The organism is Paenibacillus sp. FSL R5-0345, from assembly GCF_000758585.1.
GTDB lineage: Bacteria > Bacillota > Bacilli > Paenibacillales > Paenibacillaceae > Paenibacillus_AQ.
In genome coordinates this window covers 1,631,208-1,657,120 of record NZ_CP009281.1, presented here as the reverse complement: position 1 = coordinate 1,657,120, position 25,913 = coordinate 1,631,208, and the positions used below count along the sequence as shown (strand labels likewise).

The window sequence follows — 25,913 nt, the reverse complement described above, 5'->3', positions numbered from 1 at the left end:
AATTGGTTCCACAGAAGTCAATAATACTGTTCAATCCATAGATTTATAGTTTGAAAATATATTCAACTAACGGAGGCCTTATTTTGAATAACGTTATCCCGGAATGGGCCGAATCTCATTTTCCTTTATATAGCGCTGGCAGCATTCAATCGATGTATGGGACCTCAAATCTACCAAGAGCTCAGATCCATGAGAATCTAACCGTGCTGCTGGCCGTTGCCGCTGGTAAAGGGAGCCTTGAGGTCAATAATCTAACTTATGAGCTTACAGAAGGAAGCGTAATTCTACTCCCCGCTAATACTCATGCCGCTTTAATTACAAATCTTCAGCAGCCGCTTCATGTGTATAAGCTCACCATCTGGATTCAGGAGCAGACACAGGCCATACCTGGCGGTGCAATGATCCGAAAAAGCGAGATTGCTTCGGGTTCAAATATGCTGTTGTTTCCCTATGAGCCTGCGATTGTATCGAGTATCAGGGAGTTGTATCTCCACCGACTGCCAGATCGAGAAACACGCCATATACAGAATCAAATGCTCTTTCATCAAATTATTCTGCAATTATTAGAACAGCAGGAAGCCAGATATACAGTCAATGAGCAACCTTCGATGGAACGGAGCATTTCTTACCTGGAGAATCACTTTAGCGAAAAAATAACACGTGAGTACTTGGCCGCCATTGCGGGTGTAAGCAGCTCGCATTATTCAACGCTGTTCAAGCAGGTGACAGGCTTCAGCCAAAGCGAATATCTGTCACGGCTACGGGTTCATAGTGCCAAGGAGCTTTTGCTTAACGGTTCAGGCACACTTAGGGAAATTGCGCTGAAGGTAGGCTACAAGGATGAATTTTATCTCAGTCGTCGCTTTAAGCTGCAGACAGGTGCATCTCCATCAGGTTACAGCCGAAGCTCGTTCCAGCGAGTTGCCGTAATGCTTACCCCTTATGCCAGTCATCTACTGTTACTTGGCTTAGAACCTGCGGTTACCATCTCTGAAAGCAGTGAATATTTGAATCTTTCGGATCAGGAACCACCGCAGTCGATGAAATTTATCAATACAAACAGCTCTGCTGAACAGATCAGGTCGCTGTTACTTGAGGCCAACGTCGAACTGATTATTGCGGCGAAAGAACATCTGGAGGAATACGGATTGAAGGCCGGGCAGCTGCGAGCTGTAGCACCGATTATGGAAATCTCTTGGAACGAAATCGGATGGAAAGATCAGCTGCGATTAATCGGCCGAGCCATTCAGCGGAGTGAACGGGCGGAGCAGTGGCTGAACGATTTTGAACAAGAAGAGCTAGAAGCCCGCGAAGTAGTGCAGCACAGCACTGTCGCTAAAGCTATTGTCACCATTCTCGTGATCAAGCCTGAGGAACTACTCGTTTACGGAGCACGGAATGTTGGTTATGTGATGTACCAATCCCTTGGGCTTAGAGCTCCAACCTTGATTGACAATGAGATAAAAAGGCTGGGAGATCGGTTCCATTCGATTTCAATCGAGGTTTCTGATCTTGCAGATTATGCAGGAAACCGAATTTTAGTCATTGTATTTCCTGATGCCAAAGGCTCTACAGCACATACTGAAGCGATCTTCCAATCCCCTTATTGGAGCCAGCTTCCCGCAGTGCAGCAGAAGAAAGTACAGCTGCTTGATCTAGATGACTGGGTACCTTATAATCCGGCTTCGATTCGTTTACAACTGGGACGTGCTGTAGCTTTATTCGGAGGCAAATAATAGTCCAAGCCTTTTTTCCAACAAAAAGGCATGGCTAGGCACATAAGTGATCCCTATAATGATTACAAATGCGAATGATTCTCATAATCACTCTTAGGTATAGCTGAAGATTGATTTACACTTCTGGAATTGTTCCAAGAAACACTGTCATACAAAAAAGGGGAGACTTATTTAATGAGAAAGATATTTATTCCGTTTGTACTTATTATGGGGCTTGCACTCAGTGCTTGTGGGGGAAACCAGGCGAAAAATGAGGCTAGTCCTACAAAAAGCCCATCTTCTGCTCCTGCTGCAGAGTCAGAAAGTGCAACTTTTACTTATCAATCCGAAGACGGGCCTGTTGAGGTTCCAACACATCCTCAGCGTGTCGTTGTACTCACCCGTTTTTTAACAGGTAATGTTATGGCGCTGGGTGTGCCTGTTGTAGGCGTAGATGAAATGTCCAAAACCAACCCACGCTTTGAAGAACAGCTGAAAGACGTTGATGCGGTTAGCGATGAAAGTCTGGAGAAAATCATTGAACTGCAACCGGATCTGATCATCGGGCTCTCCGATATTAAGAATATCGATAAATTCAAGCAAATCGCACCAACCGTTACTTATACTTATAATAATGTAGATTATTTAACCCAACAGCTGGAAGTCGGCAAATTGGTGAACAAAGAAAAAGAAGCTCAAGCTTGGGTCGATGACTTTAGTGCCCGCACTAAAAAGCTGGTGAAGAAATCAGAGCGAAGATCGGCGATAATGCAACTGTCTCTGTTATTGAGACCTTCAATAAGCAATTATATGTTTACGGATATAACTTTGGCCGCGGAACTGAGCTTCTTTATGGGGACTTCAAACTCGGTATGCCAGAATCAGTAAAAGAAAGCACCAAAACGGATGGATTCTTCGCAGTTTCGACGGAAGTGCTGAAGGATTATCTGGGTGATTACGTGATTTTCAGCAAGAACGCGGATGAGGATAATTCCTTCCAGAATACAGAAATCTACAAGAGCATCCCTGCCGTCAAAAACAATCGTGTTTTCGAGGCTGATGCAAAAGCATTCTACTTTAACGATCCACTCAGCCTAGAGTACCAGTTGGAATTTTTTGAACAACAATTTCTTGGAAAATAAAGATCATGACTACGAAGCAAACTTCCATTCCATTTTTATATAAGCTGCTTGGTAGCGTGCTGGTAATGGTGATATGCCTCGTGATTGCTATGCTATTCGGGGCTAAAGAAACCACTTTCAATGACCTATGGCTTGCCATCACCTCAAATTCAAAAGCAGACAATGTTCTTATTCTGCGTGAAATCCGGCTGCCTCGCGAACTGGCCGCCATGCTAATCGGTGCCGCCTTTGCCGTATCCGGTGCTATCATGCAGGGGGTTACACGTAATCCGTTAGCCGACCCCGGCCTGCTCGGTCTGACCTCGGGAGCTAATATGGCGCTGGCTCTTACGTTTGTATTTCTGCCGGGACTGAATTATTTTGGTACCATGATCGCTTGTTTCTTCGGCGCTGCTCTAGGAGCCTTGTTAGTGCTTATTCTCGGCTCCGCGCGTCAAGGCGGCTTCTCTCCGATTCGAATCGTGCTTGCTGGTGCTGCCGTATCTGCCTTCCTGTATGCTATCGCAAGTGGCGTGAGCATTGCCTTCAAAATATCCAAGGATGTATCCATGTGGACAGCGGGTGGATTGATCGGCACAACCTGGGGCCAGCTTCAGGCTATCGCACCCGTTATTCTCATCGGCATCGTGGTGGCATTAATATTTTCAAACCAGTTAACAATTCTTAGCTTAAGTGACGAGGTAGCCATCGGATTAGGACAAAACCTTGCTTTGGTTAAAGGGACTCTATTTACTCTTATTATTCTGCTGACCGGAGCATCGGTCGCTCTGATTGGCGATATGGCTTTTGTAGGGCTGATGATTCCGCATATTGTCCGTAAGATTGTCGGTACCGATTACCGGTATATTTTGCCGATTTCGATCTTTACGGGTGCATCGTTCATGCTTCTCGCGGATACAATTGGACGGACAATTCATGCACCTTATGAGACGCCAGTGGTCGCCGTCGTAGCTATGCTTGGGCTGCCTTTCTTCTTGATTGTTGTTCGGAAAGGAGGTAAAACACTCTCATGATTTCCTCTGCACCCGTACGAAAACAACGGATTATCCTATGTGTATGCACCGGATTGATTCTGCTAACAGCAATCGTCAGCATGGGAATCGGATACTCTTCCCTATCTTTTGACAGGCTGCTTCCGGTTCTATTCGGGCACGGAACCTTTAAAGAGGATTTTGTATTATTCTCTGTAAGATTGCCGCGAATTCTGATTACACTGCTGGCAGGTATGGCCTTGGCGTTATCCGGTTCCATTCTGCAAAGCGTTACACGAAACGATCTAGCCGACCCCGGTATTATTGGTATCAATTCCGGTGCAGGTGTAGCTGTCGCTGTGTTCTTTCTATTTTTTCCGGTCAGCGCCGGATCATTTATTTTTGCTTTGCCGCTGGTTGCTTTTATAGGGGCATTACTTACGGCCGCGTTAATCTATCTATTTTCATATAGTCGAACTAAGGGACTTGATCCTGTTCGGCTGGTGCTAGTTGGGGTAGGGTTCTCCCTAGCGTTGTCTGGCGTTATGATCGTGATCATTTCGTCCGCGGATCGTGCCAAGGTAGATTTTATTGCAAAATGGATTGCAGGGAATATATGGGGTACAGATTGGCCGTTCATCTGGGCTTTACTGCCTTGGTTGATCTTGCTAGTTCCCTTTACCCTGTACAAATCACAGCGACTCAACCTGCTCAGTCTTAGTGAAGTATCCGCCATTGGTGTCGGCCTGAATCTGGAACGTGAACGTATCGTCCTGATTCTCACGGCTGTTGCAGCTTCCGCCTCAGCAGTATCCGTCACAGGCGGGATCGCCTTTATCGGGCTGATGGCTCCGCATATTGCAAAATCGCTTGTGGGCCCGCGCAATCAGATGTTTATTCCCGTCGCTGTATTGCTTGGCGGCTGGTTGCTTCTGATCGCAGATACTGTTGGCCGCAATCTCGTCGATCCTGACGGTATCCCGGCAGGGATCATGGTGTCGCTAATCGGCGTACCTTATTTCGCTTATTTATTGCTTAAGAAATAAGCATTTGTTTAGACAAAAAAACCTCGGCATTACCGAGGTTCTCTTTACTTACAACTGCTATTTATATAAGTTGAACTTAAAAACATTCTAAAAAGGAAAAGTGAAGGAGGGGAAGTTTGGAACTGTAGGAGCGCTAGCGACCGCCTTTGTCACCGGATTTCCACCGCGAAGAGCGGTATCTAATCAAGAAATCTGGTGACAACAGCGGCCGGAAGTCCAAACATTCACCGCAGTCACGTACTTACCTTAATAGAATAAATTTTAATTTCAACTGATGTACTCAAATCTTCATATCCTTACCCGTATAATCCACAAACATGAAATGACCTTCAGGTGTAGTCCGCTTCTCGATCAGGTCAAGGATCCCTTCGGCACTTTGATTTGGATTTGTCGGGGCCTCTGCCCCGCCCATATCTGTATGCATCCACCCGGGATGCACGCTAAGCACTTGAATTCCGCGTTCTTTTACATAAACATGCAGCTGCTGAGAGAACATATTGAGCGCTGTTTTGGAAATGCCATATGGATAGTCGTTTGGATATGCATTAGTCATGCTGCCTGCTTCCGACGATACATTGATGATCGAGCATTCAGATTCCGTGAGTAGCGGCAGGAAATGCTTAACCACTCGCATTGGTCCATACAGATTAATATCCATTGTTGTAAGCATATCTTGGAAATCCAACGTTTCAATCGATGTATCCCGGGCACTGAGCACCGCCGCATTATTAATAATGGCACCCAGCGTCCGCCCTTGTTTTTGTAGACTAGCAGCCAGTGCTGCGATTCCCGCTTCATCCGTCACATCCAACGCTGCGACAGTTAGCTTATCTCCGTAGGTTTCAGTAAGCTGGGATAACGCTGTTTGATCCTGATCAGGACGGCGAACCCCAGCAATCACTCCATGACCACGCTTTAATGCCTCAGCCGTCAGTTCATACCCCAATCCACGTCCGGCGCCGGTAATTATAATATTCATAATGAGTCCTCTCCTTTATCCTTGTCGTTCTCTAGCAGCTCTACGATTACCTTTAACTCCTTGAACGTATCCATATAAGCATAACGCCCTCCGATATACTCACCCTTTTGCTGGAGCGGGAAGCCTTTGCCTTCGAGCAGCATAATCTTCTCCTTCATCCCTTCAACCACAAAAGCTATATGATGAGGCCCTTCCCCATGCTCATTCAAGTAATCACGCCATGTGCTCGGCTCATGATCCGGCTCAATCAGTTCCAACTGCAAGGACCCCATATCAAAAAAAGCCAGCTTTGCCCGTGCCTGCGTCGCCAAGCCCTTATGACGGGTCTGCGCAATATCTTCTGTATCAGTAACGATAATTTCCGGCTTCTTCAGTCCAAAAAACTCCGCATATGCCGTACTTACCTTCTCAACATCATTCACCAAGATTCCAATCTGCGTAACAAAATTGCTAAGCAATCCTGACATCTGTTCAACCTCCTATTTGTCTGACAAGTCCACCATACTGATTCTTTGAAAGGGCTGTCAAGCCTGAGAAGAAATCATTCTGAAGCAGAGCGGATTTCTAGCCTGCTTGTTTCGGTTAATCACCAATCCGGTTATAGAATGAAAAGTTTACATTAACAAAAAGGGGTGAGGAACGATGGACCATAGAAAAAGATCACGCCTGATACAACAGTTTGTTTTTGTCGGGCCAACTTCCCTGTTTTTCTTTATTATTGTGCTGATTCCTTTCTTTCTGGGACTCTATTATTCATTTACCAGCTGGAACGGAATCTCGCGTCATGTGGAGTGGACCGGGCTCCGGAATTATCTACATATCTTCACTAAAGATCCTTCCTTTCTTAATTCTTTCTGGTTCACAGCGAAGTTCACTTTCTTTGGTTTAGTACTGACCAATCTGCTCGGCTTTGCACTCGCTTATGTGCTGACCCGCAAGCTGTTTACGCGCAATGTTCTAAGAACGGTATTTTTTGTCCCTCATGTCATCGGCGGACTTTTGCTCGGGTTCATTTGGCAGTTTATTTTTGTTAGAGGATTCTCTTCTATCGGACAAGCTACCGGTTGGTCCTTCTTCAATCTTCCATGGCTGGGCACCGGAGGGACGGCCTTCTGGGCGATTGTGATCGTATTTGTCTGGCAAAATGCAGGGTACCTGATGGTCATCTACATCTCCGCAATCAACAACGTTCCCAAAAGCCTGATTGAAGCCTCGAAGGTGGATGGCGCTGGACGTTTTCAGGCTTTACGCCATGTCACCATCCCGCTCGTTATGCCAGCTGTAACCGTCTGCCTGTTCCTGTCGATCTCCTGGTCGTTTAAGCTATTCGACCTTAACCTGTCGCTGACCAAGGGCGGCCCCTTCAAAGCTACCGAATCTGTAGCGTTGAATATTTATAATGAGGCCTACACGATCAGCAGGTTCGGTATGGGCTCGGCCAAAGCAATGATTTTCTTCGTCATCGTAGCTGTGATCTCCCTGCTGCAGGTTAGAGCAACCAAGAAAAGAGAGGTGGAGCTGTAATGGAGACTACTGCCAAAAAATTCAACGTGCCTCTGCTTCTCGTCGAAGTGATTGTGATCCTGCTAGGTCTTCTATTCCTGGTGCCATTTTACTTTTTGCTAGCGAACTCAGTAAAAAGCTATAGTGAGATTCTTTCAGATTCTGCTGCGCTGCCTACCGCGTTCCAGTGGAGCAACTACGCCGAAGCTTGGAAAGCTACCAATTTCCCTCGTGCCTTCCTGAACTCTTTTATCATCACGGTGGTTAGTAATATTCTGCTAGCGTTCCTCTGCTCTATGTGTGCCTATAAAATGGTCCGCAATAACAGCTTGTACAACCGCATGCTTTATATTGCATTAGTAGCCGCTATGGTTATCCCGTTTCAGTCGATCATGATTCCGCTGGTGCAGGTCGTCAGCGGAATCGGGGTTATGGATTCAACCGCTGGTTTGATCTTAGCCTATCTTGGATTTGGCGCCCCGATGACTGTCTTTCTGTTCCATGGCTTCGTCAAATCGGTACCTCTTGATATTGAAGAGGCTTCAAGGGTGGATGGCAGCAGTCCTTACGGCACTTTTTTCCGAATTGTACTTCCGCTCATGCAGCCGATTATTATCACCGTCATCATTCTGAATACCCTGTGGATCTGGAACGATTACCTGATGCCTTCGCTTATTCTGCAGGACCCGGGGCTTCGCACCATTCCCATCGCCACTTATAGCTTTTTCGGACAATATACGAAGCAGTGGGATTTGGCACTTCCGGGACTCGTGCTCGGGATTACGCCCGTGGTCATCTTTTTCCTAGTCATGCAAAAATATATTATTGAAGGCATTGCCCAAGGCTCCGTAAAGGGCTAACGACTACAAGTTACTTTCAGCCAGAGAGGATGAATGAATGAATATGAGAATACAACGTGGAATTCTCCTCGCATGCTCCCTGCTGCTGGCTACCCTGACAGCCGGCTGCGGACGCAGCAGCGACAATGCAAATGGAGTCAAAACCGTGCATATCTACCAGTTCAAGGTTGAAATATCCGAAGCGCTGGCTTCGCTTAAGACTGAATTCGAGAAGGAACACCCAGATATTAAACTGGAGATTCAGAGCGTGGGTGGCGGTACCGATTACGGTGCTTCCCTACGCGCCAAATTCTCTTCCGGAGATGAACCGGATATCTTCACCATCGGCGGCAACAATGAAAGAGATATGTGGCTGGAATATCTAGAGGATCTGAGCGGTGAAGCTTGGGCTAAGGATGTAAAGCCGCTTGCAGCAGAACAAATGACCATAGATGGAAAGCTCTATGGCATGCCGATGAATCTGGAAGGCTACGGCTTCATCTATAATAAGGATCTGTTTAAGAAGGCCGGCATCACAGAGAAGCCATTGACCCTAACCGCACTACGTGAAGCCTCCGAGAAGTTAAAGTCGGCAGGGATCACACCTTTTGCCAATGGGTACCAGGAATGGTTCGTGCTCGGCAATCATAATGTGAACGTAGCTTTCGCTCAGCAACCAGATCCCGAAGCGTTTATCGCCGGACTTACAGACGGCTCCAAGACCTTTGCCGGAGATCCTATTTTCTCCAAGTGGATCGATCTACTCGACCTTACTGTTGAATATGGCAACAAGAACCCGCTCTCGACCGACTATAATACCCAAGTCACTATGGTAGCGAGCGGCGAAGCCGCAATGATGCAGCAGGGCAACTGGACACAAGGACAGATCGACGGCATTGATTCCAATCTTAATCTGGGCATCCTGCCGATGCCCATTGATGACACACCCGAAGATAACGACAAGCTGTATGTAGGCGTACCAAGCAATTGGGTGATCAATAAGAACTCCCCCGTCAAAGAAGAGGCCAAGGTCTTCCTGAATTGGCTCGTCACCTCCGAGACGGGGAAAAAATATATCACCAAGGAATTCCAGTTCATCCCTGCGCTCGACAACATTAACGGAACCGAAGAAGATCTTGGAGCACTAGGTGCTGAGGTGCTGGCCTATACCGATAATGATCAAGCGCTGACCTGGAACTGGACCCGCCTGCCGAACGGGATGCCGCAGGAATTATCCAGCAGCATTCAAGGCTATCTCGGTGGCAAGCTGACCAAAGAAGGCATGCTGAAGGAATTCCAAGTCAACTGGGATAATCTCAGTGTGCAGTGATTTACCCGCTCTGTACACATCAAAAGCCGCGCAACGTTGCGCGGCTTTTTCTTTTGAGCATATTCATTTGGCTAGTTAGCGCGCAGTATACTGATTTGTCTGGCTAGATATACCGGCGTATAAGGCATGTCATCTCGAAGCCAAGAAATAACCGTGCCAATTAGGGCGGCTGAACCGTACCAAACGGCAATGTCCTTCTGTATGGGCATCTTGGAATGATCAGCGGCGCCCTCCTTTTTCTCCTGGTGAGCAGAAATGATCTCCGCCATCAAGTTGAACAGGCGATCTGTAAAAATCGGTTCCGTTTCGATGTGAGTATAACTTTGTGGAATTTTGCATTTTCCGCAATATGCTCAAGCAGACTCTCTAATATCCTTAAATTCTCTTCCTCAACCGATTCGTGATGGTCGTTATCGTTGTTCACCACTTGCAGAATGTCCTCCACCATCTCATCCGCCATCTTTTCCAACATATCCGGGAGGTCCCGATAATGCAGATAAAAAGTAACACGATTGATTTTAGCCCGCTCTGCAATACGGTTTACTGATATTTTCTCAATATCCATTTCCTCCAGCAATTAAATCACAGCATCTCTAAGCAATTGACGTGTACGAAGTACCCGGGGATCTGTACGTTGCGTTGTGTTATTCATCTTACTCTCTCCAATCTTTAACTAACTTATCGTAAACTACATTTTACAAAAAATTGTTGTTTTTTAATGAGAAAACACTACAAATTTAAATTGAATGTAAACTATTTTACATTTTATCGCAAATCGTTGCTTGATTACATGAAAATTTCATTTATAATCTAATTCATGCATTGTAAACTATACAACACACTGTAAATTTAGTCCATGATCGACGATTTGAAAGGATGGAGTGGAGTGAGTACAAAGACAGAAGTAACAAGCAGTTCCGTAAAAAAGGGACCCATCTTATTCATCATGATATTGGGCGCCTTTCTTGCGACACTGAATCATACGGTAATGAGCGTAGCCGTTCCCGAATTTATGCATGATTTCAATATTTCGGCTGCAACCGCTCAGTGGCTAACAACAGGCTATATGCTGGTGAACGGGGTTCTAATCCCAATTACCGCTTATTTGATGCAACGGTTTACGACGCGAGAACTTTTTCAAGCTTCTATGTTTATATTTCTGGCCGGAACGATCGTCTCGGCAATCGCAACAAACTTCCCTATTCTGCTGACCGGCCGTATGATTCAGGCTGCCGGGGCCGTAATTATCATGCCACTGCTCACGAATGTCATCTTGACTCTGTTCCCTCCTGCAAAAAGAGGGGCTGCCATGGGAATGGTAGGGTTAGCTATTATTTTTGCACCTGCCATTGGACCTACTCTGAAACGCTGACCGTAACCAACGAGGCGAATCATACGGATGGTTCATACGGTTAACCATGCCGAAGGTGTATGGAAGACTATGACAAAGGCGGAAGCTTCCGCAGAATTAGCTGAGGCCAATAATTATCTTAAACAAATCACGAATAAAGTGCTGTCGTATCAGGTGCAGGTCCACCAATCTAATTCGCAATGTCGGATAATGTTGTACCCATTTGTACACTCATTGCAGAAACATCTTTTCTTGGTATTAATCGCCTCCATTCTGTGAACGCTTACATATATACTCACATTATTTTACCTTCCGATTCTATCCACTACTATACTGATACTAAAGGCGTTACCCCATAATCATAGGAAAACACACGCAGGATCCAGGAATTCCTTATGTCTTCCCATGTAATAAGACTTCTTCATAGGTAATCCAATACTATTCATTAAAAAGATTTCACAATATAGACGATTACGAATGATCTTTTTTTAGATATGCGCATACTAAGCTCCATATTTTGAAACTTGCGCCAAGTTAAATCGTAAGTTTGAAGATAGGTCCTGAAGTCTACTGATTTGACGAACTGATATACCATACTTGTGTAGAACACGCAGTTATGTGCACTTATGCAGTAAATCGAAGCTTATGAGACCTAAACAAAGACACAGCACAGCGGAGAGGAGCTATCATTAGTGGAGTATTACCGCAAGAATGTAACAGACAGTTTACAGGAAGTGCAGAGTACAACTAACGGGCTTAAGTCGGCAGAAGTCGACAAACGACTGGAACGTGATGGTTACAATGAATTAAAAGGAAAGAAAAAAGATCCCCTCTGGAAGCTTTTTCTTGAAAATTTCAAGGACCCTATGGTGGTCGTACTGCTTATTGCGGCCATTGTCCAGATTGTTATGGGCCAAGTTATGGAGTCGCTTATCATTTTCCTCGTGTTGATTCTCAATGCAGTTATAAGTGTCATCCAAACACGTAAAGCGGAGAGTTCACTTGATGCCCTGCAGCAGATGTCAGCACCCGAGGCCAAAGTGTTGCGGGATGGAGCCTTAAAAACCGTCCCTGCCAGAGAGCTTGTTCGCGGTGATATCGTATTACTGGAGGCTGGAGATTTTGTACCTGCCGACGGCCGTATCATAGAATCGGGAAGCTTGAAGATCAATGAAGGCATGCTGACCGGAGAATCCGAAGCTGTAGAGAAGCATACGGATACCATCGCGAAAGAATCTCCACTCGGGGACCGCCGTAATATGGCGTTTAGCGGTTCTTTGGTTGTATATGGCCGTGGAACTCTTGTAGTAACAGGAACTGCACTGACAACCGAAATCGGCAAAATCGCTGAACTCATTGAGAGCGCCGAAGCCAAGCAGACGCCACTACAGCGTAAGCTCGAAACCTTTAGCAAGCAGTTGGGTGTAGCGATTATCGTGCTGTCCGTTTTGATCTTTGCCATCCAAGCCGGACGTGTTTGGCTGTCGAATGATACAGTGGATACCACGGAAGCCATTCTGAATGCCCTAATGTTTGCAGTCGCTGTAGCGGTCGCCGCTATTCCAGAAGCTCTATCCTCCATTGTAACGATTGTCTTATCTGTAGGTACGAACAAGATGGCTAAGCAACATGCGATTATCCGTAAGCTTCCAGCCGTCGAGGCACTTGGGTCAACCAGTGTCATCTGTACGGACAAAACCGGCACCCTGACCCAGAATAAAATGACGGTTGTAGATTACTTTTTACCGGAAGGTGACCGTGATCAATTCAATCGTGAGCCCGAAGAATGGTCTGAGGAAGCCCGGCGCCTCCTACACATTGCCGTGCTTTGTAACGACTCTAACATTAATGAGGATGGTAAAGAACTAGGCGATCCAACTGAGGTGGCACTTATTGCCTTCAGTAACAGCATGAACAAAGATTACAAGGAAATACGCGACAATTTCCCTCGCGAAGCCGAACTTCCTTTTGACTCGGATCGCAAGCTGATGACGACCTTACACACTTTTAACGGACAAAAAGCAATGATCACCAAAGGCGGACCGGATGTACTCTTTAGTCTTTGTACGCATGTACTACTAAGTGGACAAGAAGTGCCGATGACTCCGGAAGTTCTTGATCGTTTCATTGAAGCCAATGAGGAATTCTCCAGCAGAGCACTACGTGTACTTGCCTATGCTTACAAAACTGTACCCAATACGGTCACTGAAGTCGGACTGGAGGATGAGCAAAACCTGGTACTCGTAGGTTTGACAGCTATGATTGATCCCCCTCGGGAAGCTGTCTATGGTGCGATCGAAGAATCTAAGAAGGCTGGAATTCGGACCATCATGATTACTGGTGATCATAAGACAACCGCACAAGCGATTGGACGCGATATCGGCCTGATGACCGAAAAAGAAATTGCCGTAACCGGTCAAGAGCTCGATGCCATGTCTGACGAAGAACTGGATAATAAGCTTGAGCAGATTGGTGTATACGCCCGAGTCTCCCCGGAGAACAAGATCAGAATTGTCCGTGCGTGGCAGCGAAAAGGCAAAATTACAGCCATGACCGGTGATGGCGTAAATGACGCACCTGCCTTGAAGCAAGCAGATATCGGTGTTGCTATGGGCAGTGGAACCGACGTTGCTAAAGATGCGGCTGCCATGATTTTGACCGATGATAATTTTGTATCGATTGTTAATGCTGTATCTGTGGGCAGAACGGTATTCGACAATATCAAAAAAGCGATCGCCTATTTATTTTCAGGTAACCTGGGTGCGATTATCGCCATACTCTTTGCCCTGATTTTCGACTGGATTAATCCCTTCACGGCGATTCAGCTTCTATTTATCAACCTGGCGAATGATTCTCTCCCAGCCATTGCGCTTGGTATGGAGAAACCTGAACCTAATGTGATGAATAGAAATCCAAGAGAACTCAAGGAAGGTATATTTGCTGGAGGAATGATGCAGGCTATTATTACCCGTGGTCTACTGATTGGTATAGCCGTAATTGTATCCTTGTATATCGGACTCCAGCATTCCCCTGATATGGGCGTGGCTATGGCGTTCACAACCCTGATTCTGTCTCGTACGCTTCAGACCTTTGCCGCCCGCTCGAACAGTCAAACCGCTATTGAAGCTGGCTTTTTCAGCAACAAATACGTCATCGGAGCTGTTCTGGTCTGCTTTGCCTTTTATGGCATTGCGGTTCTACCTGGGGTTAGAGAAATCTTCTCGATTCCAGCTTCGTTCGGAATGTCCGATTGGCTGATTGCAAGTGGTCTGGCACTCGGCGCCGTCATCCTAATGGAATTGACGAAGGTTATTCGTAGAGCGTTTACTCCTAAATCAGCTTCTTAATCACAATTGACCGAAAAGACAGAACAGCGATTCTCCAAGGATGGAGGATCGCTGTTCTTCTGTTGTTTATAACTTATCCTTTCACCGCACCAGCGACAACACCGTCGATGATGCTCTTCTGCATAATCAGGAAGAAGATAACCAAAGGCAGAGTGGCCAACACTAGCATTGGGAAAAAGGAGGTCCAATCCGTAGAAAACGGACCGACGTTTTTATATACCTCTTGCAGCAGTACCGCTTTGTTCGGATCTTGGAGGAACAGAAGCGGCGTCAGAAAGTCATTCCAGATTGCCAAGGCATCTAAAATTGCCACAGTAGAAACGATGGGTTTTAGTAATGGAAATATAATGCTCCAGAACGTACGGAAAGTTCCATATCCATCAATAGCCGCTGCTTCCTCCAGTTCTATCGGTACGGTATAAATAAAACCCCTGAACAAAAAGATGGATAATGGCAAGTTGATGCAGAAAACATCAATTAGTATGATGCCGGGAAAAGTATTCATGAGATTCATTCCCGAAATGATTTTATACAGAGGGATAATCGCAATTTGAAAAGGAATAATCAACCCGACCATAAATATCGAAAACATCCATTTAAAAATTTTCCGGTCACTTCTAGCGATTACATAAGCGGCCATAGAAGAGATTAAAATAATAATAATGACAGAACACACGGTAATTAACAGATTGTTTGATACTGCTCTCGGATAATCCATAGCGCTGTATGCCTTACTATAATTGCTAAAATTCAGTGACTTGGGAAGCCCAAACGGGCTTGCTGTGGCTTCTGCCGGTGTCTTAAACGTAGTGATCAGCAAATAATAAATCGGAAGAAATACAACCGCTCCAGCCAACAGATACATTATATTAGTAAACGAAGATCGTAATTTTCTATTCTTGATTTTCATGAAATTCTCTCCTCCCATTTATTCAAGAAGAAGGTAACCAGTTTGGATAGGGTAAATACAATGACAAAGAATACAACAGCAAATGCCGAAGCGTACGCAGTTCGTCCTGAACTGAACCCTTCCCGAATCAATGTTGTCATGATGGTCTCCGTAGCAGAACCGGGTCCCCCTTTAGTCATAGCAAATACAACATCAAATACCTTCACTCCTCCGATCAGACTCATCAAAATATTAAATGAGGCAGCAGGATACAGCAGAGGAAGCGTAATTGTTCTAAAGGTTTGAAGCTTGCTGGCGCCGTCGATATTGGCCGCTTCATAAAGGGAAGAATCAATGCTTTTCAAATTGGCGATATAAATAACCATACTCCAACCTGTCCATTGCCATACCTGAGTCGACAGTACAGAATAAAGTGCAATTTTACCGTTTCCTAGCCAATTGACAGGATGACCTCCAAAAAACTGAATAATATTGTTTAACAATCCGTAATCTGCCGAGGTCATTATGTATTGGAACAAAAACCCTACGACCAATACACTTAACACTGCCGGAAAAAAGAAAATAGATTTGACGAGATTGGTGACAAATCCTGTTTTATTAAGCAGCGTTGCGAATAGAATCGCCAGGGTATTCTGGATGATCGTGATCACTAACGCATAATTTACAGAGTTTTTGATCGCTGTCATATTTTTGGTATCATGAAATAATTTCACATAATTATCTAGGCCAATAAAGCTGAAATTGGGCTTATACACCGACCAATTCGTTACACTATACCCAAAGCTCATGAGTGTCGGAACAATAAAAAGTATTGTAAAACCAATAAAGGCAGGAAGGATCATCATAAGAAAAACCCGATCTCTATGTTTGATATTCAAGCGGTGTCTCTCCTTTCTATGTCTACCCTAGAGAAAAGGCCGGTGAGCTATATAGCAGCCGGCTTTATCCCCTGTAGCTTTCTCTTGTTATTTCAACGAATCACGCATCGTCTGATTCACTTGATCCGCATCTTCAAGCGCTTGCTTCACAGTTTTGGTCCCAGCAAGTACTTCTTGTAGCGATTTCCCGTAAGCTTCTACAATCGGATTTCCTGAATCCCATGCCGCTGTCCAAGGAGCGTATACGTTTCCTGCCTTAAAAGCCTCTTTAGCGTCCGCATAAATCTCTCCGAGATCCACATCTACTCCCTTAAGGAAAGAGCTCCCAGCATTATCTTTGATTAATGCTTGCTGCGCCTCTGGTGTTGCAGTAAGTTCCAGAATCTGAAGCGCTTCGGCTTTATGCTTCGTGTTCGCGTTAATGGCAAAAGCTGATCCAGGTCCACCCACTAACCAGCCTGGACCTTCATTAGAGCCAGGGATCGGGAACATGCCAAGTTCAAAATCCGGGCTTTTTTCCAGAATGGTGCTCACTGCCCACGGACCACTTTCCCACATAGCCGCTTTACCTGTAGCGAACTCATCCAGTGCCTGATCATAGCTCAGTCCCAGCATATCCGGCTTAAGAATGCCTTCTTTGATCATACGCGACCAGTTTTCTACATAAGGTTCCCATGTCTCCGCAAGGCTCGCTTCCCCTTTATTAAATTTCTCGTCGAAGCCCTTATTACTCGGATTTGAATAATAATCATTATTTACAAGACCAATGCTTTGCTTCATCATTGGCTCCCAAGATTGAGCTCCCATAGTTTGAGGCTTAATTCCCTTAGCCGCTAGATCCTTCTGAATTTCAATGAACTGGTCGAAGTTTTTTGGAATTTGAATCCCGTTATCGTTAAATATTTTCTTATTGTAGAAAATCCCTTCGTACCAGCTTTGTAACGGGGTCGCATAAACTTTACCTTCAACAGAATAAGGAGTCAGACCCGCATCTGCATATTTGGACACAAAGCTTTCGCTCGTCAAATCCATCAAATAACCTGCTTTGGCAAGCAATCGGGCTTCTCCGCCCAATTCAATAATATCTGGGCCTTCACCTGCTTGCAGTTGAGTGTTTAAAACATTATTAAAATTATCGAGCGCGACAAATTGAAATTCTACTTTGATATTGGGAAGCTTTTCTTGCAGCATCTTCAAATAGGTTGCTCTTGATGCTTCCGAGTTGTAGCCCATAATCCGGATCGAAACTTGCCCCTCTGTTTTAGTTCCCTGGTCTGAGGATGCAGTCGCATTTTCTGTTTGATTGCTTTTGCTGCAGCCTGCCACCATAGCCATCGGCATTGCAAAAGCCAGCAGCAGAGGCATCCATTTCTTGTTCATTATTGTGTTTCCCCCTTTAATTTGATTGAAAGTGTTTACATGATTATGATAAAACGTTCTCTCTTCGCATAAAAGAAAGCGTATTCCGTACTTATGGCAATAAATTAAGGAGTTTGATTTTTAGTTGAGCGAATTTCTCCCCTGCTTGTAAACGATTGCAAATATATTACGATTAAAGAAATAAATTATGTAATTTATTAAGATCGGCATCCTAAATCACAAAAGCCTACCCCCATCTGCACTACCGGAGGGTAAGCCTTTTATCAATGTTTTATAGATTTCAACAGACAGACTCTTTATGACTTAATTGCCGCACGATATTCATTCGGTGTCTGACCGGTGGATTTCTTGAATAATTTAGAAAAATAGCTTGGGTTATCATACCCGACCATATACGCGATTTCGTAGCTCTTATACGCTGTCGTTCGCAATAGTTCCTTGGATTTACTAACCCGAATATCCGTCAAATAAGCCCATAAATTTTTCCCTGTTTTTTGTTTAAATAAATAACTAAAGTAGTTTTTACTAACTGCCAGTTCAGTACATATTTCTTCCAAAGACAAATTGCGGTTGTAGTTTTCACTCAAATAGCGGATAGCTGTTTCAACCAATTGACCGTATTGAGATCTCGCTGGTTGAAGATGATTTCCCTGGAGAAGCTGAATGATCCGATTCAAAAAGCAGCTTATTTCGTTCGCAGTGGACATATCGGATATATCCTTATAACTCAAGTTGAGGATTTCATGATGCTCTTCAGATAGATTGTTTTCTTCGACTAATTTTTCTCGTATCGCACAGAAAACCGTATAGTAGAAATCAATAAACAAGTGCAGATATTCCGGATTGGATTTGCATGATAACATCAGTACTTCTTCAACGATACATGCCGCGTCCTCCGATTCGTTATTGTTTAAGGCATCGGTCAGCTGCTTAATATAGACCAAAAAATCCGTTTGCTGTATATATTCTTCTATTATATTGTAGCCGTAACCCAGGATTGGCTCATCCCTGACGTAGGCACTGTAACGGATAAGAGAAGTAAGGTGTCGATATAGCTGTGGCAATTCATCAAACCGGGTTCCTTGCGGACTAAAGCAGACATTAATGTCTCTGTGAATTTCATTTTTAAATAAAGTGATCATTTTCAAAGCGCACTTCTGCAGATCCTCCTGCGAGCAGTTCCCACTGAGAATGGCTGTCCAGGAATAGTCGCTATAAGGGAACAGCATACATTGCCCAAACTCTTTAATCACCGAGGACATCCGTTCCATAATAAAAGGCATTTGTGCGTCCAATTGCATGCCGCCTTCAATATAATCATTAATAGATTGATCCTTAAGGATAAAGTTAAATAAGCAGTAACTTTCGAAATTGACCTCCAGCTTTCCAGCACTTTTTCCTGCGGCTAGCGGATTAGCACCCGAATTCATATAATGGTAAATCGCCAATTTATGATGCTCCATTTGCTTTTTCAGCGCATCTTTTTCAGCTGCTTTTTTATCCTCTATTTTGGCAACGATTTTTTTCAGTGTCTGCTCCAGCTCATATTCATCTACCGGCTTTAAAATATAATTGCAACAACCGAGTTCCATCGCTTTTTTAACATAATCAAAATCAGCAAAAGCACTGATTAAAATAAATTCAGCTTCAGGATTCATAAGCTTCGCTTTTTTAATAAAATCGAGTCCATTCAATCCTGGCATTCTTATATCTGTAATGATGATATTGGGATTCACACGGTAAAAAAGTTCCAAAGCTTCAATACCGTTCTCTGCTGTTCCACTGATGCTAATGCCAAGCCCATGCCAATCCAAAATACTTTCCATCATTTTAACGGACAAATTCTCATCATCTACAATAATTGCTGTCAGCATATTCATCCTCTTCCTGCTTTGGGTATCGTAATAACAATGGTTGTATTTATGCCGCCCTTCGATAACATTTTCACTTCTGCTTGTGATCCAAAACAGCTTTTCAGCCTTTGATTTAGATTTAATAGTCCGATACTTTTGCTTTGTGTATAGGTATCCCGACTGGAAAGCATCTCATTAATACGCTCCATGTCCGCAATCTCAATAGAATTGCCGTTATTTGTAACGGATATATAAATTTCATCTCCATCATCTTCTGCCGATACGAAAATGGAGCCTTCCTTCCGGTTCTCAAAACCATGCTCGATGGCATTTTCAACCAGAGGCTGAATCATCAGTTTTGGCACCAAGAAATGTTCCAGCTGTTCATCACAATGTGCATCAAAAATAATCAGATCGTTAAAGCGTATATTTTGCAGGGCGATATAATTTTCGGTGTATTCAAACTCCTGTTTTAGCCCTACCATTTCATAAGGGTTATAAACCGAATACGACAAGATTTTACCGAGCAGCGTCGTTGCACGAGAGATGGAATGATTATCGCCCGTTACTGCCATTGCTTTTATCGACTGAAGCACGTTATTCAAGAAATGAGGATTGATCTGATGCTGAAGCGCTTTAAGCTGCTCACCTGCTAATCTTGTTTGCTCTTCTACAATCTCATCCGTTAAATGGTTGATACTTTTGAGCATATAGTCAGCCGTTTCAGCAATCAAATTCACTTCTTTGCTCTTGGAATATTTAAAGGTGATATCTCTGCGCCCCGATGCAATTTGATTAAATCGTTGCAACAAGCTCTGCATAGGGTTTAGGATGGATCGCGAAATCATCACAGACAAAATAATGACGCCTATGCAAGCGGTTACGATAATCGTTATAACCACTTTGGAAGTATTCGATTTCATTTCCTCCATTTCCGTAAGCGGCATGATCCCAAGAATGGACCAACCCGAAACAAGAGATGGCTCATTGATAATGAGGTATGATACGGAATCACTGCCGGATTTAGAAATAATAAATGATTTTTCATTCTTTTCTAGATGCTTGGCAACTTCATTCTTTTGAAGCGTGGAAAGATTGCTGTTGTTAGCAAATTGAATAGGTGTAGTCCCATCATAAATAGCGATTTCCACATTATCTTCGCCGCTCTTATCAGAGATAATCGGATTATGATTAAAGTCTGTCATTAAAAAGGTATGGGTTGCACTGTATTGATTACCGTTAATGATTGGCATAATCACCGATACGGTTTGATGGTTTGCATGATCCAGCAGATAGTCGGATGAATGAAAGTTGGTAAAATGAATGGGTTTGTCAACATTTAATGCGGATTTGACGAACCATTCCTGTTGGTCGAAGCGATATCCCCTGACCGGAGAGCTGCCATAGTAATACAAATATTCATAATCATCGCCAATCACCAAGGCATTCGTAATCGTGCCAAGAACATCGAGCTGTTTGATTTTGGAGTCGACATTACGTTGATTATAGAGCTCAACCGAGTAATCTATTTCATCGATGCTGTTGCGATAAGTAACAGCCTTAATAATATCCGGATCACTGGCTACAATTTTGGACACGGAAATAATCTGTGTTAAATAATTATCAATTAATAAAATATTTGCCTTGACCACTTTATTCATAGAATCATAGCTTTGCTTCTGATAACTGGATAAGTTGTATCTTAGAATCAAACTGCCAAAGACGACGATCAGAACACTAAAAACAACCGAAAAGGAAATGATCATCTGCTGGCGCAAGGAGAATTTCACTTCTTTAGCCCCCACTGCTGTAAGTTGAGTACTTATTTTTGAATCGAATAAATTATAACAACATTTAATAAAGGTTGCCTATATATTAAAAAAGCCGCAAATAATGCGGCTTTTGAAGGAACGATATTAACGCTTTCTATAGTAAGGCAGTCTGCTGAGAGGCACATCAATTTGCTTGGTCGAAGGACCTTCCACAATGCTGCCGTCATCACCATCCCAAGTGCCTGCCGGGAACGCCACAACGCGCGTTCTCATTCCTTTTGTAATAACAGGGGCGACGAGTATGAAGCTTCCGAGCATAAATTGATCCTGTATAGTCTCAAAGCTTGCTTCAGGGAATTCATAAGCCATATGGCGTACGATAGGTTCACCCGTTAAGGAGGATTGTCTGGCCAGCTCTAGAATCTCCTGACCAAACTGAGAATGAAGTTGTGCGGCCTCAACGCAGTATCGTAAATGATCTTCATCCAAAATACGCCAAGGCGCAGCAGAAAACTGCATCATCGGGAATAATGCCGAGCATTGGGCTGAGCGTACCACTAACTCCTGATCTAATTCAGCCGAAGTAAAGCTCAGGAATTCACCTCCACCGATCATATCAGGACAAGTATAGGCATAGCCTAGCAGCCCTTGCGCTAAGCCGTCCGGAATTAACGTGTCCAGTCCGTTCCCCTGCCAGTCATGAATCTTATCCTTCAACCTCTGTACAAGCGGCTGACCTGCGAGCTTCCAGCAGGCGCGGTATTCATTCAGTTCGTATTTTAATCCGACCCTGGCCCATGCTTCACTTTGACCGCTGCGGCTTGTCGGCACATAACAACAATCATCCGATTCATAAAACTCTACATCACCGGCATCCAGCTTGAAGCCATCAATTCCATACTCGTGCTGAAGATTATCCAACTGATCTTGTATCCAGATGACGGCTTGGGGGTTGGTGCAGTCGAGCACCGCACTGTTCCCGTTCCACCATTTTCGAATGGCATTCTGCCCCTCGCGATCCTTCAACAGGTAGCCCGTAAATTCAAGTTCACGGAAAGTAAGAGAATCAGGACTAATAAAGGGACATACCCATAGCATTACTTTAAAGCCCATAGCATGAAGCTCCTCCACCATCCCCTTTGGATCAGGAAAGCGACCGGAATGAAAAGTCCAGGTACCATACGGCTCATGCCAGTTATCATCGATCATGATCACACCCGGAGGCATACCATGGTTTATAACCTCCTTGGCATATTGTAATACTTTGTCCTGTGTAGGCTCGTAGAGGAGTTCAATCCAAAGATTGTACTGCGGAGCCGTAAATAGCAATTTCTCCGGGATGCTAGGTACAGGCGGGAAGAAGGTACGGGAGACATATTGGAATACTTCTTTCAAGGCTCCATGACCCTCCCCCGTAATGAATTCTCCTTTCCCTTCCACCAAAAGACTTCCTTGTTCAAATCGAAATGCAAACGGCTCTTCACTCCAAATGAACCTTCCCTTGTTAGAGATCAATAGTGGAGAAGCTTGATTGGCTTTATGACTGGTAGTCAGATCTGCACTAAATAGTGCCGTACCGTATGGCATATTTGTCCCGTCTGCCACCCGTCCGCCCCACCAGTGCTCATCCAAAAGCAAATTGAGTATGAGATTATGATTTGACATATGTATTCACTCCTTTATCTAACCTGATCTTACCGTTCAAGGATTCGCAAGACAATCTAAATGTTGTGCGCTACAATATAACAAAATTGACTTTTTTAATAAGGAAGGAAACGCTAATGATTGAGCCTTTATCTTATGCATTTCGAAATGACGATACATCGATCTTGACACTAGATTCTATAGGATGGCAGAAGATCAGGAGCCCCGATTACAGTTTTTCAGGTGATACACGCCCCGATTCCGGCCATGTCATTTTTCAATACACACTCAGTGGTCAGGGATATATTGAATTAGAACAGCACTCAATTCCTTTGCCCAAAGGTTCGGGATTTCTAGTCAAAATTCCAAGCAAGCACCGATATTACTATGTAGAACAGGCAGAGCCTTGGGAGATTCTATGGCTTAATATTCGCGGAGCAGAAACTAATCGAATCTGGGATTTAGTAATAGAACAAGAAGGCCACATCCTTCAAAGAGATTCTAACTCCCCTCTAATACAAGGTTTATGGGAACTGTTGAGAAGAATTTCGGAAGAGAAAGTAACAGATAAGTTTTTGTTATCTGCCGAAGTGTATAACTGGATGCTTACATTAGTAAAAACGAGCGGGGAAATGCGTAAGGAGATAAGCGCAAATTCCATCACGCTGATTCAGCGGGCTAAAACCTATCTGAAAGAGAATTATGCATTACCTGTAACCTTGGATATGCTTTCCGACTATTGCGGAGTAAACAAATATCACTTATGCAGGTTGTTTCAAAAATCGGAGCAGACCTCTCCTCTCGCTTATCTTAGAGATCGCCGGATGGAGGCTGCCATAGCATTGCTACGGACTACAGATTTACCTGTGCAGGAGGTTGGGCAACGCTGCGGCTTTGAAAGTCCAAGTTATTTTGGTAAAGTCTTTCGGGAATACATGTCGATGACACCAAAGGAATATCGGATGAAGAAGCTAGAGTTTCCTTATGATGCTATTTATTATGAATAGAATATTCAACAGGCTCTTGCCTACGTAGCAAAGGATACATGCATCATTTTATATTCTGACACTTGACTGTTAGCGCTTCATCTACGATAATTACAACCTCACCAAAAAACCAAAAAAACTATAATTAGGAAGATCATTGATTTGAAAAGGGGCGGTCGTCATTAGCTGGTTAAGTGAATTCTATAAATTACAGAAGCAGGAGCTAAAAAAGGATATCGAGCCCTCTTTAGTCAATGCCATCTTTCGAATGTATGATAGATTTCCCAGGATTGGACTTAAAGAGCGAATCGGCCAGCAGGATATGTCTCTAGATATCGCTGATGCCTATATTCATGGTCGAAACGCGATGATTGAAGCTGGAGTCGGCATCGGTAAGTCCTTTGCATACCTCATTCCCAGCTTGCTTATTAACCAAATCTCAAGGCAACCGATCATTATTGCAACATCCTCCATACAGCTTTCAGAACAGATACATAAGGATCTGAGATTCATCGGAAGCCGGCTCGGATTTACTTCGGTTCGCTCCGTAGTCGGAAAAGGCATGGGGCAATATGCTTGCCGGTACAGAGCAGCAGAATTGTTCAAGACTGATGATTCAAGCTCCCCTCTATCTACACTTGCCCAGCGTATTTTGAATTACGAAATTGATGAGAGAGCAGATATTAAAGGCGGGGTTACGGATGCAGTATGGTCTAACGTTTGTGTGAATGATTGCAAATTTGAACGTTGCCATTATAAAAGTACATGTTCGTTCTATGAGATGAGAGCGAAGATTAACGCTAACGCCAGCGACATGGATTTTATTATCGTCAACCAGGACCTGCTCATCCGTGATTTGATCAAGAAAAAAGAGGGAACAAAGGGTTTAATCACTGAACGGCCAGCTCTGATCGTAATTGATGAAGCTCATAATCTGGAAGCAAAGGTTAGAGATGCAAGAACGCTTGAGTTTACACTCCGGGGAACCGGCCGCATGCTGGATGACGCCTTACAAATTCTCTTCAAGCAATCCGCAGATACGGATCTAATGTCACAATTCAAATTTTTAAAAAGATGTGTTGGTCATATTTTCAAACAAGTTGAGTTGGATTTGCTGCAAACAGCCAAGCAAGACAATGACCGCATAAAAGTGTCGGAGATAACCGGAATTTCCTTAAGACGAGCGGCGCAGGTTCTAAAAGAGGTTAATCTCAGCGTTTCCGTCTTAACTTCCAAGCATGAGCGGGAGATCGACAATATTTTTGAAGCCATAAACGGACTTATAGATCTCTTTGACGTCCTCGCCGGAGTGGAGGATAACTACCTGATCTGGGCAAGTAATACCCAGCGGGAAGCTACCATTAGTATCTGTCCTAAAGGTATAAGTAAGTTTCTGAGATATACCTTATTTAACGGGAAGACATCTGTTATCTTAACATCAGCAACGATGTGCCAGACCGGCGAAACACTAGAGGAGCAATATGCATATCTGACGCAATCCCTCGGTTACAAAGGAGATTATATGGAGCGTCAGGCTTCACCTTTTGACTATGACAACCACACCATGATGTATATTGCCAAGGACATCCCATACTATAACCATCAGAACCGGGAAAGTTATCTTGAAGCGGCATACAAGGAAATGCTAAGACTCTGTAATTTAACGGAGGGGCGAACATTGGTCCTTTTTTCAGCTAAAGAGGATATGAAGTACATTCATAATAAGTTAAGCTCCGAGAAGCTTGCATGGGCGGTGCATGTCCAAAGAGAAGGATCGTCCCAGGACGGGGTGATCGCTGAATTCCGGGGAAGTAAGGGCGTCCTTCTAAGTACCGGTGTATTCTGGGAAGGCGTGAATATCGAAGGTTCCGATTTGTCGCAGTTAATTATTTTCCGACTGCCCTTCCCGGTTCCTTCCGATCCTGTCTATGAACATAAGGCATCTTTAGCAGAGAATCCCTTAAAAGATGTTTTTGTACCGGACATGCTGCTTCGCTTAAGACAAGGAACCGGGCGTCTGATCCGTAGTGAAACTGACCTCGGAGTACTCAGCATACTTGATTCCCGTCTGTCCACTGCCGCCAAAAAGGATTACCAGGAAAAGGTACTGGGATCTTTGCCATTTAAAAAAGTTACCGAGGACTTTGGGGTGCTAGAGAAGTTTGTAAAGGAAAAAGGGATACAACTTAGTGACAAGTAGAACCGCCTGTACCGTTTTCCAAGGGACGCGTATGCTTTGGAATTAGCGATAAATATAAGGAATAAGC

General features: G+C 44.1%; 18 protein-coding genes and 3 pseudogenes. 12 read left to right on the top strand and 9 right to left on the bottom strand.

All coding sequences use genetic code 11. The features are described from left to right. Positions 1-83 precede the first annotated feature (83 nt). The 4 genes and pseudogenes from R50345_RS07330 to R50345_RS07315 all read left to right on the top strand — a co-directional run bounded on the left by R50345_RS07330 (position 84) and on the right by R50345_RS07315 (position 4,874). Positions 84-1,736: a helix-turn-helix domain-containing protein gene (locus tag R50345_RS07330; RefSeq protein WP_042125331.1), complete on the top strand. Its 1,653-nt coding sequence runs from the start codon at positions 84-86 to the stop codon at positions 1,734-1,736. 174 nt (positions 1,737-1,910) lie between these two features. Beyond that, positions 1,911-2,857: pseudogene (locus R50345_RS07325) on the top strand (iron-hydroxamate ABC transporter substrate-binding protein). 5 nt (positions 2,858-2,862) lie between these two features. Beyond that, complete coding sequence (locus R50345_RS07320; protein WP_042125329.1) at positions 2,863-3,870, top strand: FecCD family ABC transporter permease; 1,008 nt, start codon at positions 2,863-2,865, stop codon at positions 3,868-3,870. Next, entirely contained in the window at positions 3,867-4,874 is a 1,008-nt protein-coding gene (locus R50345_RS07315; RefSeq protein ID WP_042125327.1) for a FecCD family ABC transporter permease, read from the top strand. Before R50345_RS07320 ends, R50345_RS07315 begins: the two co-directional genes overlap by 4 nt. Before the next feature lie 280 nt (positions 4,875-5,154). On the opposite strand, the gene R50345_RS07310 is transcribed toward R50345_RS07315, so the two are convergent. Next, a complete protein-coding gene (locus R50345_RS07310) occupies positions 5,155-5,853 on the bottom strand; it encodes an SDR family oxidoreductase (RefSeq protein ID WP_042125325.1) in 699 nt (232 codons plus the stop codon). Then, a complete protein-coding gene (locus R50345_RS07305) occupies positions 5,850-6,320 on the bottom strand; it encodes a VOC family protein (protein ID WP_042125323.1) in 471 nt (156 codons plus the stop codon). Before R50345_RS07305 ends, R50345_RS07310 begins: the two co-directional genes overlap by 4 nt. Positions 6,321-6,495: 175 nt before the next feature. On the opposite strand from R50345_RS07305, the gene R50345_RS07300 reads away from it, so the two are divergent. The 3 genes from R50345_RS07300 to R50345_RS07290 are packed head-to-tail and all read left to right on the top strand — an operon-like array spanning position 6,496 to position 9,525. Then, positions 6,496-7,377, top strand: coding sequence for a carbohydrate ABC transporter permease (locus tag R50345_RS07300; protein WP_042125321.1), 882 nt, complete (start codon positions 6,496-6,498; stop codon positions 7,375-7,377). Next, positions 7,377-8,216, top strand: coding sequence for a carbohydrate ABC transporter permease (locus R50345_RS07295; protein WP_042125319.1), 840 nt, complete (start codon positions 7,377-7,379; stop codon positions 8,214-8,216). Before R50345_RS07300 ends, R50345_RS07295 begins: the two co-directional genes overlap by 1 nt. A gap of 43 nt (positions 8,217-8,259) precedes the next feature. Next, on the top strand, positions 8,260-9,525 hold the full coding sequence (locus R50345_RS07290; protein ID WP_042131956.1) for an ABC transporter substrate-binding protein: 1,266 nt from the start codon (positions 8,260-8,262) through the stop codon (positions 9,523-9,525). A gap of 71 nt (positions 9,526-9,596) precedes the next feature. On the opposite strand, the pseudogene R50345_RS32415 reads toward R50345_RS07290, so the two are convergent. Next, positions 9,597-10,177, bottom strand: a pseudogene (locus R50345_RS32415) (TetR/AcrR family transcriptional regulator). A 204-nt stretch (positions 10,178-10,381) separates the two neighbouring features. Between R50345_RS32415 and R50345_RS07280 the strand changes: the two are divergent. From R50345_RS07280 to R50345_RS07270, 3 genes and pseudogenes are all read left to right on the top strand, one after another. After that, a pseudogene (locus R50345_RS07280) lies at positions 10,382-10,888 on the top strand (MFS transporter); the annotation flags it as partial. 36 nt (positions 10,889-10,924) lie between these two features. Then, positions 10,925-11,155 carry a hypothetical protein gene (locus tag R50345_RS07275; protein ID WP_042125315.1) on the top strand — a complete coding sequence of 77 codons (231 nt, stop codon included), beginning with the start codon at positions 10,925-10,927 and terminating at the stop codon, positions 11,153-11,155. Positions 11,156-11,568: 413 nt separating this feature from the next. Continuing rightward, positions 11,569-14,223, top strand: coding sequence for a cation-translocating P-type ATPase (locus R50345_RS07270; protein ID WP_042125313.1), 2,655 nt, complete (start codon positions 11,569-11,571; stop codon positions 14,221-14,223). A gap of 73 nt (positions 14,224-14,296) precedes the next feature. Here R50345_RS07270 and R50345_RS07265 read toward each other — a convergent pair whose 3' ends face one another. From R50345_RS07265 to R50345_RS07240, 6 genes are all read right to left on the bottom strand, one after another. After that, positions 14,297-15,133, bottom strand: coding sequence for a carbohydrate ABC transporter permease (locus R50345_RS07265; RefSeq protein ID WP_042125311.1), 837 nt, complete (start codon positions 15,131-15,133; stop codon positions 14,297-14,299). Beyond that, positions 15,130-16,011: a carbohydrate ABC transporter permease gene (locus tag R50345_RS07260; protein WP_052414512.1), complete on the bottom strand. Its 882-nt coding sequence runs from the start codon at positions 16,009-16,011 to the stop codon at positions 15,130-15,132. The genes R50345_RS07265 and R50345_RS07260 overlap by 4 nt, the downstream gene beginning before the upstream one ends. 87 nt (positions 16,012-16,098) lie before the next feature. Then, positions 16,099-17,391: an ABC transporter substrate-binding protein gene (locus R50345_RS07255; RefSeq protein WP_042125309.1), complete on the bottom strand. Its 1,293-nt coding sequence runs from the start codon at positions 17,389-17,391 to the stop codon at positions 16,099-16,101. Positions 17,392-17,687: 296 nt separating this feature from the next. Then, entirely contained in the window at positions 17,688-19,265 is a 1,578-nt protein-coding gene (locus R50345_RS07250) for a response regulator transcription factor (RefSeq protein ID WP_042125307.1), read from the bottom strand. Between the two features lie 2 nt (positions 19,266-19,267). Next, complete coding sequence (locus tag R50345_RS07245) at positions 19,268-21,034, bottom strand: sensor histidine kinase (protein WP_042125306.1); 1,767 nt, start codon at positions 21,032-21,034, stop codon at positions 19,268-19,270. A gap of 126 nt (positions 21,035-21,160) precedes the next feature. Further along, positions 21,161-22,681 carry a glycoside hydrolase family 31 protein gene (locus tag R50345_RS07240; protein ID WP_042125304.1) on the bottom strand — a complete coding sequence of 507 codons (1,521 nt, stop codon included), beginning with the start codon at positions 22,679-22,681 and terminating at the stop codon, positions 21,161-21,163. Positions 22,682-22,797: 116 nt separating this feature from the next. Here R50345_RS07240 and R50345_RS07235 point away from each other — a divergent pair, with 116 nt between their 5' ends. Together R50345_RS07235 and R50345_RS07230 are read left to right on the top strand one after the other, a co-directional pair. Further along, positions 22,798-23,667, top strand: coding sequence for an AraC family transcriptional regulator (locus tag R50345_RS07235; RefSeq protein WP_042125302.1), 870 nt, complete (start codon positions 22,798-22,800; stop codon positions 23,665-23,667). Between the two features lie 247 nt (positions 23,668-23,914). After that, positions 23,915-25,846 carry an ATP-dependent DNA helicase gene (locus R50345_RS07230; RefSeq protein ID WP_231574068.1) on the top strand — a complete coding sequence of 644 codons (1,932 nt, stop codon included), beginning with the start codon at positions 23,915-23,917 and terminating at the stop codon, positions 25,844-25,846. Positions 25,847-25,913: the final 67 nt, after the last annotated feature.

Coding starts and splice junctions, on each gene's coding strand:
- R50345_RS07240 (WP_042125304.1), bottom strand. CDS start 22,681: ATGTCAAATCATAATCTCATACTCAATTTGCTTTTGGATGAGCACTGG.
- R50345_RS07305 (WP_042125323.1), bottom strand. CDS start 6,320: ATGTCAGGATTGCTTAGCAATTTTGTTACGCAGATTGGAATCTTGGTG.
- R50345_RS07265 (WP_042125311.1), bottom strand. CDS start 15,133: ATGAAAATCAAGAATAGAAAATTACGATCTTCGTTTACTAATATAATG.
- R50345_RS07290 (WP_042131956.1), top strand. CDS start 8,260: ATGAGAATACAACGTGGAATTCTCCTCGCATGCTCCCTGCTGCTGGCT.
- R50345_RS07300 (WP_042125321.1), top strand. CDS start 6,496: ATGGACCATAGAAAAAGATCACGCCTGATACAACAGTTTGTTTTTGTC.
- R50345_RS07310 (WP_042125325.1), bottom strand. CDS start 5,853: ATGAATATTATAATTACCGGCGCCGGACGTGGATTGGGGTATGAACTG.
- R50345_RS07320 (WP_042125329.1), top strand. CDS start 2,863: ATGACTACGAAGCAAACTTCCATTCCATTTTTATATAAGCTGCTTGGT.
- R50345_RS07275 (WP_042125315.1), top strand. CDS start 10,925: ATGGTTCATACGGTTAACCATGCCGAAGGTGTATGGAAGACTATGACA.
- R50345_RS07230 (WP_231574068.1), top strand. CDS start 23,915: ATGTATGATAGATTTCCCAGGATTGGACTTAAAGAGCGAATCGGCCAG.
- R50345_RS07235 (WP_042125302.1), top strand. CDS start 22,798: ATGATTGAGCCTTTATCTTATGCATTTCGAAATGACGATACATCGATC.
- R50345_RS07250 (WP_042125307.1), bottom strand. CDS start 19,265: ATGCTGACAGCAATTATTGTAGATGATGAGAATTTGTCCGTTAAAATG.
- R50345_RS07315 (WP_042125327.1), top strand. CDS start 3,867: ATGATTTCCTCTGCACCCGTACGAAAACAACGGATTATCCTATGTGTA.
- R50345_RS07295 (WP_042125319.1), top strand. CDS start 7,377: ATGGAGACTACTGCCAAAAAATTCAACGTGCCTCTGCTTCTCGTCGAA.
- R50345_RS07255 (WP_042125309.1), bottom strand. CDS start 17,391: ATGAACAAGAAATGGATGCCTCTGCTGCTGGCTTTTGCAATGCCGATG.